General features: G+C 53.5%; 12 protein-coding genes. 2 read left to right on the top strand and 10 right to left on the bottom strand.

Features of this window, described 5'->3' with window-relative positions:
* The first annotated feature begins 452 nt into the window (after positions 1 to 452).
* Both FBY13_RS00745 and FBY13_RS00740 read left to right on the top strand, forming a co-directional pair.
* On the top strand, positions 453 to 1,556 hold the full coding sequence (locus FBY13_RS00745; protein WP_145393219.1) for a sugar phosphate isomerase/epimerase: 1,104 nt from the start codon (positions 453 to 455) through the stop codon (positions 1,554 to 1,556).
* Between the two features lie 98 nt (positions 1,557 to 1,654).
* Entirely contained in the window at positions 1,655 to 2,395 is a 741-nt protein-coding gene (locus FBY13_RS00740; RefSeq protein ID WP_063879649.1) for a GntR family transcriptional regulator, read from the top strand.
* Positions 2,396 to 3,622: 1,227 nt separating this feature from the next.
* On the opposite strand, the gene FBY13_RS00730 is transcribed toward FBY13_RS00740, so the two are convergent.
* The 10 genes from FBY13_RS00730 to FBY13_RS00685 all read right to left on the bottom strand — a co-directional run bounded on the left by FBY13_RS00730 (position 3,623) and on the right by FBY13_RS00685 (position 12,054).
* The gene (locus tag FBY13_RS00730; RefSeq protein WP_145393217.1) at positions 3,623 to 4,033 is read right to left on the bottom strand and encodes a VOC family protein; all 411 of its coding nucleotides are present in this window, start codon (positions 4,031 to 4,033) and stop codon (positions 3,623 to 3,625) included.
* A gap of 250 nt (positions 4,034 to 4,283) precedes the next feature.
* On the bottom strand, positions 4,284 to 4,958 hold the full coding sequence (locus tag FBY13_RS00725) for a hypothetical protein (RefSeq protein ID WP_254353882.1): 675 nt from the start codon (positions 4,956 to 4,958) through the stop codon (positions 4,284 to 4,286).
* 241 nt (positions 4,959 to 5,199) lie between these two features.
* Complete coding sequence (locus FBY13_RS00720; protein WP_145393215.1) at positions 5,200 to 5,640, bottom strand: NUDIX hydrolase; 441 nt, start codon at positions 5,638 to 5,640, stop codon at positions 5,200 to 5,202.
* Between the two features lie 61 nt (positions 5,641 to 5,701).
* Positions 5,702 to 6,898 (bottom strand): PotD/PotF family extracellular solute-binding protein, encoded by a 1,197-nt coding sequence (locus tag FBY13_RS00715; RefSeq protein ID WP_145393214.1) that lies wholly within the window; start codon positions 6,896 to 6,898, stop codon positions 5,702 to 5,704.
* A gap of 4 nt (positions 6,899 to 6,902) precedes the next feature.
* Positions 6,903 to 7,919 carry a GTP-binding protein gene (locus FBY13_RS00710; RefSeq protein WP_145393213.1) on the bottom strand — a complete coding sequence of 339 codons (1,017 nt, stop codon included), beginning with the start codon at positions 7,917 to 7,919 and terminating at the stop codon, positions 6,903 to 6,905.
* Between the two features lie 20 nt (positions 7,920 to 7,939).
* Positions 7,940 to 8,224 carry a hypothetical protein gene (locus tag FBY13_RS00705; protein ID WP_063879654.1) on the bottom strand — a complete coding sequence of 95 codons (285 nt, stop codon included), beginning with the start codon at positions 8,222 to 8,224 and terminating at the stop codon, positions 7,940 to 7,942.
* Positions 8,225 to 8,234: 10 nt separating this feature from the next.
* Positions 8,235 to 8,981, bottom strand: coding sequence for an SDR family NAD(P)-dependent oxidoreductase (locus tag FBY13_RS00700; protein ID WP_063879655.1), 747 nt, complete (start codon positions 8,979 to 8,981; stop codon positions 8,235 to 8,237).
* A gap of 9 nt (positions 8,982 to 8,990) precedes the next feature.
* Positions 8,991 to 9,764 (bottom strand): SDR family NAD(P)-dependent oxidoreductase, encoded by a 774-nt coding sequence (locus FBY13_RS00695; RefSeq protein WP_145393212.1) that lies wholly within the window; start codon positions 9,762 to 9,764, stop codon positions 8,991 to 8,993.
* A 9-nt stretch (positions 9,765 to 9,773) separates the two neighbouring features.
* A complete protein-coding gene (locus tag FBY13_RS00690) occupies positions 9,774 to 11,144 on the bottom strand; it encodes an MFS transporter (protein WP_063879657.1) in 1,371 nt (456 codons plus the stop codon).
* Positions 11,145 to 11,178: 34 nt separating this feature from the next.
* Positions 11,179 to 12,054: a polysaccharide deacetylase gene (locus tag FBY13_RS00685; protein WP_063879658.1), complete on the bottom strand. Its 876-nt coding sequence runs from the start codon at positions 12,052 to 12,054 to the stop codon at positions 11,179 to 11,181.
* Between the last annotated feature and the right edge of the window lie 5 nt (positions 12,055 to 12,059).

The following is a 12,059-nucleotide window of genomic DNA, read 5'->3' as shown; positions in this document are numbered from 1 at the left end:
GGGGAATTTTGCAAGTGGCGTGCCAGCCTGAAATACAGGGCGAAGCGAAAAAGCACAATACGTTGATTATTAATGTAAATTATTTTCATTAATTTATTCGTATGTATTTGCGAATATCTTTGATTCAATTTTTATTCATACATAATCGATCAGCATTCACTTTTTTAGTGCGAAACTTCCTTAATTTGGTGCAGCCTGATGTCATTTTATGCCACTGCCGCAGCAGGGCTTGTTAACGGCAAAGGCGTTAATCGCGCGAGAATGCAGGTTGTGCAAGGGATTGAGAGAAGAGTAATTCCGTACAGAATTAATCGGTAAATAATTCGCAAAAATATGCGAATGTTTTTAATTTACTTTTTAGTTATTTGCATCAGAGAGTTAGCCATAGCTGTTCCTTGAGTGGCATGAGGCTTGCACGCAACAGCCTACAATGACATCTAAAGGGTTCGTCTATGAGATTGGGAATTGATGGGTTAAAGCTGCCGGAGGCAAAAAAACGAGGTCCACTCGCCAGCCTGGATCATGTGAAGGATCTGCGGCTGAGTGGCATTTTTTTCAGCACGCTACTGGATATGAGCCCACAGCTTGATATCGCTGAACTGCGTGACATCCGGCAAAAGGCTGATGATTTAGGTCTTTACCTCGAAAGTGGATTAGGCAAAATTAATCCCTATTGCAGCGCTGAATCACCCGAATTACGTGACATTGGCGACGGCGATATCATCGCAGGGTTAACGCGGATGATTGAATCGGGGGCAGAAATTGGCTGCCGAGAGCTTTGGGTGTCACCTGGCAATTTCAAACCGGCTTATCGCGGTCGGCTGGCGGTCGATCGCTTTCGTACAGATGTCACCTGGGATGAGCAGCTTAGCGCCACAGAAAAAGTGCTGCGCAAACTGGCGCCGGTGGCACGCGCTAATGGCGTACACATGAACATAGAAACCCATGATGAGATCACCTCATTTGAGATTCTACGTCTGATTGAAGCGGTCGGGGAAGATTGTCTGGGCGTGGTGCTTGATACCGCCAACATGTTGCAGCGTGGGGAACATCCGGTCTGGGCAACGCGCCGCCTTGCGCCCTGGATTCGTCAGACGCACATTAAAGATGCCTATATTGGTCGGGCGGAAGGCGGGCTTGATTTCCAGCCGCGCCCATGCGGCACGGGGATAGTGGATTTCACCGCCATTCTTACCTTACTGGCGGAAGTGAATCCCCAGCTAAACCTCTCGCTGGAAATAGCCCGATCGTCAGACGATCAGCGTCGTGATGCAAACCCACGTCAATGCATCCAGATTGACGATCCTGTCTGGCGGGCAGGTCATCCGGACCTGACGCCAGAAGAACTTGAGGCGTACTTCGCGATGCTCAATGCGTATGAAAAACGGGTCATGGCAGGTGAAGTGGCTGACTTTGAGTTTTACGAAACAGCGAACTACGGCTATCCCAGCTATCAGTATCAGTCCTACGGTTTTGAGCAGGCGATTGGCTTTATTCAACAATCCTCTGAGCATATCCGTGCCGTATGTGCCCGACTGAATATTGTGCTTAGCTAAGGTTTGCGCAGCGAAATTATTACAGAGATAGTACAATCCGGTTTTCAACAAGTGCGATAGCGGCTTGATGCCTGCTATTGCCTGACAAGGAACAAGAGATGAAAAAAACGCGCAGTCGGGCAGGTGCGGCAGTTTCTGGCACAGCGTTGACAGGTGGAGAAGGTCATGACGATGTTTCTGAGCGCATCCGTGCCACCCTGGCGGCGGCCATTGGCGAAGGCGCACTCAAACCGGGAAGCAAAATTCTGGAAGAAGCCATAGCCGAGCATTTTGGCGTCAGCCGGACTGTGGTTCGCGGTGCTTTAGGCGTTTTAGAAAGCGATCACCTTCTGGAGCGTAAGCGCAACCGGGGCACCTTTGTTGCCGAGCCGGGCATTGAAGAAGCAAAAAGCCTGTTTGAAGCGCGGCGTAAAATCGAAGGGCTGCTGCTCGAAATGGTTTTACGGCGAGCCACGCCAGCCCAACTGGATGCGCTGACGGCGTTAACCGATGAAGAAGAGCACATCCATCAGCATGGCGATGAGAAATCCAAAACCGTTTTATCCGGTAAGTTCCATCTTGTTTTGGCGGAGTTGGCCGGCAATCCCGTACTAACCGAGATGTTGTCGAAAGTTGTGGCACGGTTATCGTTGGTGATGGCGTTATATGAAGAAAAGCACAGTGACGATTGTGGTGCTGACCATCACCGCATGATTGTTCAGGCACTGAAGGATAACGACCTTAAACAGGCTCAGCATTTGATGGAACATCATCTGTCGGACATTGAAAGCCGCGTCCGCTTAACGGCAGGTCAGGGCGACCGTCACTCATTTATGTCGGTGCTGGAGAATTTTTCCTGACAAACTTGCCGACGCCGAGGCAACCGCACTCAGCCTGATGTTGGTTTGGGGCTTAATCGAGAATGACGTTATCCGGGTTGGAACTGAGCATGGCCTGGCAACAGGCTGTTAGCCGCAAGCCATTTTTCACGGTAACGAGCGGCAGTGAAAACAGATCGGACTGAACCAACAAAGCGCATGACGGGCAAACGTAGCGAGGTTACTGTGAAAAAACGTGGCAATGGCCAGACTCAAACCGACAACGCTACGTGAATTCTGAATAACTCGCAGGGGGATTATGCGCCAGTTTTCGCGTAGCGCGATCGATTAGGAATGCACTTCAAGACATAAAAGTGCGCAGGTGAGGAGCCAGTGATGTCGGGGAGCCATCTGAGTACGTAATTAGATATCTTATTTAACATAATATACATTATGCGCACCAATGCGCATGTAGATGGAATGTGCCGTGATTCGTTGACACTGGTCGTCAACTGGCTACTATCGATGATGATTCTACGAAGAGCTTACCGAGAGAGCACGAGTCGAGCGGGAAATCATGACAATGCATCATCGGTAGTATGGGAATCCATACCAAAGTTCGGGTGTCACAGAACCCCGAACCGCTTCGCGGCGATGTGAAGAATTTTAGCGGCTAAAATTTCTATGCAAAAAAAGGGATGAAAGAGATGTGCACCCACAACATGGAATCGAAATAATTGCCTGCATGAGTTTTGAAAGTAAAAGTAAATACAGATTAAAACTCATCTGGGATGACAATTATAAGAGAAGGAACGAAGAGGAATTTTTCGTCTCAATATAAATTGGTTCGCACAATGACATTATGCTAAAGAGGCCGCTGCGGGAGATATTTTCGCAGCGGCCTTTTCAACATAATGCGTCGACATTATGTGCACTTTAATATGGTGGGCTTTGACAGGGTCATAAAAACTGACGCTGCTACGTGAAAGTTAGCGTACTCGGGTGCCGCATTCCCCACAGAATTCACCCAAATCGATCACGAAATTTTGGCTGTCTGGTGTCGACAAACAGATCATTTTCGGGAAAAAATCAGCCCGTCGGTAATCACAATTCCCTCATTCATCTTCAGTCGTGCCTGAGGTTGAGATGTGATGCGTTGGCAGCTTACACCGCCAGGGCATGCAATGAAGAACAGCGCTGCCCTTTTCTTCTTTATCCTGATTAGACAGTTTTGACCAGAGCCGGTTAACGACTTCATCTCAGTTTTGTTTAAGCCTGCAGCAGGCTCTGCTCGAACATCGCCAGATTTTCCCGCGCTTCCTTGTACTGATAAGACGTCAGCTCAATCTGATTTCCATCGGGATCGGAAAAATAGACGGACATCGACACCCGATGATCGCTGATGGTGTAAGGTATTGATTGCGTGACCAGGACGTGCAGTAACTGACTGAAAGACGATGCATCCAGGCTAAATGCCACGGTATGACCTGGCGACTGATGCGTTCTTAAAAACAGCGAAATTGCGGCATCGTTATTTTTCAGGACCAGCGGACCGCCTTGCGAAAACCAGAACAGTAATGTTTCATCGCGCGAAAACCCCAGTACCTGCTGATACCAGTGTTCTGCCTTATCCAGGTCATGCACATAAATGTGCACGTGGTCGATCTTGAGTAAGTTCACTTTCACCTCAATGGGCAGGCGTAAAGAGAACCAGCATTAAACAGATTATTTATTAATGCAAAAAGTCGCGCATCAAATAGCACTTAATTTAACATAATTAAGGCGCGATGCTTTAACGCCCCGTTATAGTTTTAATGTAGCGATAACAGAGCGCAATTATTTTAGAATAAGGATCTGCCTAATGAACGTCGGCGACGGTTTCCCCCGCAGCCTGACAATACGGTAATTCAGGCAGACCCAATTAACTAATTTAAAGCAGATAGGAAGGCGATTTGTTGGTGAACTGCGTTATACAGTCATCTAATATTTGCTGCGTGACTTCAGTCACTTTGGCATAACTATTCGCCCGCCATTGCGGCAACGTATATTGCGGCGTGCTGGCCGTACTGCCGCACACAATACTGGTATAAAGTGACTTGCCATCTTTATCTTGTGTTGCGCGGGATAAGGCTGTCGTCATGATAAGCTCATAGTTATCATCGCCACCGGCAAGGTTTTTATAAATCAGCTTCCATGTATACGGGCTAATTTTCACTGCGTCCGGGTATTTTTTGGCAGGATGTTTATCCATTTCTGTCTTAAGAATCTCACTGACTCTCGGCATCAGATAAGCGACTGATGGATTAGCCAGTCCTTTCACTTCAGTGCCTTTGAGATCAGATTTTGTAAAGCCTGTCGCCTGTCCACCGGTCGTAAACATCATGGTGACGAACTGTAATGTTTTAAGTGCGACGACTTTTGAAGTATCACCTTGCGTCACGTATCGCAACTGATTATCGGTTGGTCGATTAAAGTCGGTTTCCAGCTCATTCCAGGCCTCAATCGTTATTTGAGAACTGTTGGCGGAGGTAATCGTTTCTGATTGAACCAGTTTACTGGTCGGCGGGAGCGGTTTTGACGCACATCCACTTAATAACAGCGCCATTGCCAACAGTGAATAATTCCTTTTTATCATCATTCTCAATCAATCTATTATTGTATGTGGAATGACTATCGGCGAGCAGACAGGAAGCTTTAATTAAATATGAAATATAATTTATGTATTCAACGAAGTTAATTCGATGCTGCCATCACCACGCCCTGCTCTTCCTAATACAAACCGCGCGGCGATGACGGTTATTTTGAATATATTTTATACAACCGTTCTCATTTTATTCAGGTCTGTTTCAGGGTAGCAGACGCAGGATATTGGCAGGATAAATCGTGTCGGCTGTTTCACTGAGTGCCTTGATGGTCCACCAACGTGCGCTGGCAATAACTGACTTCTCATTTTCACTCCAGCCCTGCGTGTTAATCTCGTCACCCGAGACAGTGACAACATAAAAACGCTCGTGTGCCAGAACACATTCACCTGAGGGCAGCGTCATCTCAAATTTGCGCTCACCCACGGACGGACCAACATTCTCCTGACGTATACCGGTTTCTTCATAAAGCTCTCTGACCGCTGCCTGCTCGAAGGATTCGCCCTCCTCTACGCCACCGCCGGGCGTTGCCCAGTAGGCATTGCCTGCCAGCGCATCCTGTTTCTGTTTATGCACGAAACGAAACAGCAAAACGGCATGGGAAGCATTGAGGATCAGTAATCGGGCCGAACGACGAGTGCGCATGTCATCTTCCTTTTTGATTGGGCCAGAAGCGCATTTAAGCGTTCTGGCCTGCCCTTGTCCATCAACTGGCGCGCAAAAAATCCTGCCAGCGACGCGTCAGATAGTTGTGTTCATCCATCACGGCGTTCCACACGGCAATATGGCTCATGCGCTGTTCGTAGCTTCCTCCGTCACGCACCTCACCTTGCGGAATCAACGGTGCGCCCCAGGCATCCAGCAGCACCTCGCTTGCCGGCTGACCGCCATACCAGAAGTCCCATTCTGCCGCAGACAAATGCGCCCGGCTGCGCGCCGCGTTGGAAATATAGTAACCCTGTCGCGCCATGACAGCGCCCGGCCAGCCGGATTGCCACCAGTTTAAATAGTCATAGGCCGCGTCTTTGATTTTGCCGGTCGCGCAGCGCGAAAGCGACATGCCGCCATACCAGGCGCGATAACCTTCTCGCGGGCGTGCCATTTTATAGCCGCGCTGATGAAAATGATGACGGAAATAGATGGGCGCCCAGAGGCTCTGCACTTCCACCTGCTGGTTGGCGATAAGGTCGCATGCCTCGTCCTGCGAGGCCCAGAATGCCGCGAAATGCCCATTGCGATTAAGGCGCGCCAGTTGCTGAGTCAGCAGATCAATCTCTTCAAGCGTAAGATTACCTGGGTTGGCAAAACGCGCCAGGCCAGCGCCCTGCATGGCAAGCGCGGCATCAATGCCGCCCATTGCCGCATCTTCCTGTAAAGCCACCTGCCCCGTCAGCGAAGGATGCAGGAGCCAGCCCCAGCTCTCCTCCTGCTGCTGCAACGCCGCGGGCAGTCGGTCGGCGTGATAAGCAAAGCTGTCTGCATTGTGCGTGAGCGGCAGCATACTGATGTGATCGCTGGCATGGCTGCCCAGATGCATATCGCGCTGCACATACAGCCGTTCAGAAGGCACGCTGCCGTCGGCCAGCGGCAGATCCGGACGTAACCTGCCGGTTTTCGCCAGCGGGGTAATTTCATCCCAGTATTTGAGACGTTTGATTTCCAGCGGCTGGATGGCCCGGGCAGGCCAGACAAAATCGATGTTGTGAAACCACTGATCGTACAGGTCATAACTCTCCGGCTGCATGACGGCAATGCGTTGCGCATCTTCCACGCTGTGCAGCAGGTATTCGATACGAATGCCCAGATCTTTTTCGGCCCTGACGCGCAGCATTTCCAGCAGCGTGACGGAGGTGCCGAGTACGCGTAATGTCAGTTGATCGTTGACTTTGGCTGCAGAGTTCATCGTTTTACTTATCCTTTAACGCCTGCTGGAAGCGGTTAAACCCTTGTTTCAGCCGTTCTGCGTCGAGTCCGCGCAGAATAAAAACCAGCTTCGATGTTTCTAAATCCCCCGGCCAGTCATTCATGTGTACCGGCGGATGTAACGTATGCTGAACCCCGTGGATCACCACCGGCGCACTGCTGCCGCTGAAGCGTAAGATGCCCTTCATTCTTAGTACCGATTGTCCATGGCTATGTAACAGCATTGACAGCCAGATAGCAAACGCCGGCCAGTTCAGTTCGTCTTCCAGCGTGATCACGCAGGTTTGTGTCAGAGGGTGATGATGCGTCGCCTGTCCGGTCAGACTGTACGCGGCGCTGCCCACGGCACCGAGCCAGCGAAACCGCTGCGCGTGCGTGCCTTTTGTCAGGCGCAGCGCAAATAACGCCTCAGGTTCGGCTAGCGCCTGCGCTGTGTCACTCAGTTCCGCCATGGGGTTTAAACCGGCAAGCCAGCTCTGCAGCGCCATCATCTCGTGGTGATCAATACGATCGCGTTTGCTGAGCAACAGTTTATCGGCCGCACTGACCTGGGCTAACCATTCCGGCTGATGGGCCGACTGCAGGCGAGCGTGCTCGGCATCCACCAACGTGACCAGCGTTCCCTGACTGAAATGGTGCTTGAGTTGCGCATCGTGCAGTAACGTCGACAGAATGGGCGCGGGATCGGCCAGACCGGTGGTTTCGAGAATCACCTGGCTAAACGGCGGCAGTTCGCCGCGGATACGGCGTTCATACAGATCCAGCAGGGCCGTTTTCAGTTCACTGCGAATCTGGCAGCACACGCAGCCGCTGGGTAACAGCACCGTATCCGGTGCCACTTCATTCAACAGATGGTGATCGATGCCAACTTCACCAAACTCGTTAACCAGCAGCGCCACATCGTTGAGATTTTGATGCGTCAGCCAGCCTTTCAGCAACGTGGTTTTCCCACTGCCCAGGAAACCGCTCAGGATATGCAGCGGCAGTTTTTCATGTTGCATAGCCGCTCCTTTTTGGGCCATCAGAGCGCCGCCAGCCAGGTTTCATCCAGCGGATCAAGAGTGCGTTTTGTCATCTTCTCCGCTTCTTTCCACAGCAGGTCCAGCGAGCTGACCATGACCTGCTGCCCGGTCGGGCTGGACAGCACCCAACTGGTGTGAAATCCCGTTAAGCTCAGGCGCCAGGGTTTGAGTGCCCGGTTAAGCAACGCCAGTTGCTTCAGACGCAGCTGGCGCTGGGGCAAGTCGTTTTCCAGCGCGTCGCTCCACTGCGGGCCGTTATCCAGTAATCCACACATTCCACACATAACCAGCTCCCTATGGCATAACATCGCCGGAATTAGGCCCCAGCGTCTGACCGACAAACAGATTGCCGCCCGGCTCGCTGGCGAGTAGCAGCGCGACCGGTGCCACCTCTTCTGCCCGCCCAAAACGCCCCAGCGGCAGCTCAGCGGCCTTGGCGGTTTTCCACGCCTGATTGATGCCGTCAATCAGCGGGGTTTCGATCGGTCCCGGCGCAATCGCGTTCACCAGCACATTGTCTGAAGAGACCTCCAGCGCCAGCGATTTGGTAAAGCCGATTACGCCCGCCTTCGCGGCGGCGTAATGGCTCAGTTCGGCACCGCCTTTGATGCCCAACTGTGACGCAATGTTGATTACCCTTCCCCAGCGCTGCGCCAGCATCGAAGGCAGCGCCCGCTGAGTTGCCAGAAAGACGCTGCGCAGATCGACCGCCATCATCTGCTCCCACATCGCCAGCGTGATGTCGGTGCAGCGGGCCTGCGTCAGCATCCCGGCATTGTTAACCAGAATATCAATCCCGCCGAAGCGTTCGAGGCAGGCATCCACGCCCGCCGTCGCCCCGTCCACCTCACCGACATCGGCCACCACGCCAAAGCACGGTGCGTTCAGCGCGCCACAGCGCGCGACCATCGCCTCCAGTTTGTCGCCGTCGCGATCAGTCAGTATCAGCTGCGCGCCCTCCCTGGCAAACAGCGTGGCAATGGCGGCCCCGATTCCGCTGGCCGCGCCACTGATCACACAGCGTTTGTTTGCTAACTGCATACTCTCTCCTTAATCAGGCCAGCGAACAGTCAGGCCGCCATCGACAATCAGACTTTGCCCGGTGAGATAACTGCTTTCTTCGCTGGTCAGAAACGCAATCGTCTTTGCCACCTCCTCGGCCCGACCAACCCGTCCCAGCGGAATCGCGCGAGCCGCCTTCGCCAGCCCTTCCGGGCCAAGCGAATTTTGTTTATCCAGCGACTGCGGCGTTTCGATCAGGCCGGGGATGATTGCGTTACAGCGCACGCCGCGCGGTGCCAGTTCGACGGCCAGTGACCGGCAAATGCCCGGCACGGCAGCTTTGGCGGCGGCGTAGTGCGCATGTTCCTGCCAGCCATAAACCCCGCCCGCAATCGATGACACGGCAACCAGGCTGGCCCCGGTCTGAAGATGCGCGGCGGCGGCGCGGAACAGCCGCATCACGCCTGTCAGATCGACATTCAGCATCTCATCCCAGCGCGCATCGCTCATCTCATCGATCCCTGCGCGGCGCAGAATACCGGCGTTGGCGACCACGTAGTCAAGCCGACCAAAGTGCTGCACACCCTGGGTGATAAACGCATCGACTGAGGCGGTTGAAGCGACATTGAGCGGCAGCCAGAGCGCATCGCCGCCCGCCGCTTCAACCTGCGCGGACGCCAGCGCCGGATCGTGAGGGTCCTGCGGGTAGTAACCCGCAATCACCCGCACGCCGCGTTGCGCGTACAGCGTTGCCAGCGCCAGACCAATGCCGCTGGCCGCGCCGCTGATGGCGGCAACCGGTGTTCCCTTATCATTCTGCATGTGCTGTCCTTAAGCCTGAGGCTGGGTAGAAGCGGTAGCGACCTGGCTATCCCGTTGCGTCACCGGGCGGGCAAACAGAATAATAATGCCCGAGACGAAACACGGCACTGCGCCGAACCACAGCGCGGCTTCCTGCCAGTGTCCGCCCTGGCTCAACACCGAGGTGGTGCCGACACCGGCCACGATAGCGCCCACGGGACCCATCGCCATGATCAGTGCACCAGCGGTGGCGCGGATGGCCGTCGGGAAGCTTTCACTGATAAAAAACAGGGCCGCAGCATAGGGACCGATCAGGAAGAACAGCCCTACGCTGTACAGGGCCACGATGATGGCAAAGTTGTCCGGACAGAACAGCATGGCGGCAAAGGCAATACCGCCCAGCATCCAGCCTCCGGCGATCGTGTTGCGGCGACCAATGCGATCACCGAGCCAGCCGTGTGCTAAATAACCGCAGTAGCCCACCAGGTTCGAGAGAATCAGGATCAGCAGCGAGTTATTAAATGACACGGCATGGGTTTTGGTAATCACCGTGGTGCCCAGAACGCTGAAGATCTGAATCGCGAACCAGTTCAGCAGGATAGCAATGCCCAGCACGAGCGTAGAACGCAGCGCCGTTCCCCGAAACGCCGAGGCAAAACCTGACTTAGGCTGATCCTCATAAGGCACTAAATAATCCGCGGCCACCTGACGCGCATCTTTATCATTACCCTGCTCGCGCAACGTTTTGATTTTTTTCTGCACTTCAAACTGTGGCGTTTCTTTGAGCCGGAGCGCCAGCAATGCGATGACTAACGAGGGACAGGCGGCAAAGATGAAGCTGCCCTGCCAGCCAATGATCGGCAACAGAATGGCGGTCAGCGCTGACGCGACCAGCGCACCCACGGGCCAGCCGCCCTGCACCAGGCTGTAAACGAAGCCCTTGCGTTTATTGAGCTTGGGATCGTCCAGTGCGCTGTACAGCTCTGACAGATAGGTCGCGTTTACCGTCTGCTCTGCGTAACCCAGACCGGCCACGGAACGGATGGCGGTTAGCGCACCCTTGCCCCATAAACCGCCTATCGCGGTCAGCAGCGAGCACAGCGCGGCGCCTCCGACCGTGATCACAATCCCCATGCGCCGCCCTAGCCTGTCAACCAGTGGGCCGATGGCCAGAGCGATTACCGCCCCGCCAAAGGCCACCCAGGTGGCAATCTCCGACTGCTCAACTTCACTCCAGCCAAAATGTCCGCCGATTTCCGGCAGCAGCGTGCCGAAAAGGATGAAGTCGTAGACGGCAAAAATCCAGGCGAAGAAGGCAATCCATGTGGCGAACTTCACATCCCTGATGGTTAACTGCTGCGGCTGCCAGCCATTTACAGATTTTTTTTTGTAGATGCTCATGTCGCGATCGCTCTGCTAGATAAAGGAAAGAGACTTAACGCGGTTTGCGCGCTAAGAAGTCGTCTGCGATTTCGTCAAAAGTGACAAATCGCACACCCTGGTGGCTTTGGATGTACTTGATCAAACGTTCCAGCATCAGCAGAACCTGCGGGCGGCCTGAAACGTCGGGATGGATAGTCATGGTAAACACGGCGTAGTCGTTTTCGCGGTAGACCCAGTCAAACTGGTCGCGCCAGATCTCTTCCAGATGACGAGGATTAACGAAGCCGTGGCTGTTTGGCGACTTTTTGATAAACATCATTGGCGGCAGATCGTCGAGATACCAGTTGGCGGGAATTTCCACCAGATCGGTCTCTTCACCGCGCGCCAGCGGTTTCATCCAGCTGTCGGGATGCTGGCTGTAATCAATTTTGGTCCAGCTGTCGCCAACGCGAACGTAGTAAGGATGAAAGTCGTTGTGCATCAGGCTGTGGTCGTACTTAATGCCTTTTTTCAGCAACAGTTCATTGGTCACATTGCTGAACTCCCACCAGGGCGCAACGTAGCCTGTCGGGCGTTTGCCAGCCAGCTGGGTGACCAGCTCAATACTGCGGTCCAGCACGGCCTCTTCCTGCGCAGGCGTCATGGCGATGGGGTTTTCATGGCTGTAACCGTGCACGCCAATTTCATGACCCGCATCTACCACCGCTTTCATCTGCTCGGGAAAGGTTTCAATTGAGTGACCGGGAATAAACCAGGTGGTACGTAACTGGTGCTCGGCAAACATTTTCAGCAGACGCGGTGCGCCTACTTCGCCGGCAAACAGGCCGCGTGAGATATCGTCCGGGGAGTCTTCACCCCCGTACGAGCCCAGCCAGCCCGCCACCGCATCGACATCCACACCAAATGCACACAAAATTTCTTTAGCCATGATTC

Source organism: Pantoea sp. SJZ147, assembly GCF_007828605.1.
Lineage (GTDB): Bacteria > Pseudomonadota > Gammaproteobacteria > Enterobacterales > Enterobacteriaceae > Pantoea > Pantoea allii.
This window is presented reverse-complemented; position numbering and strand designations above follow the sequence as displayed.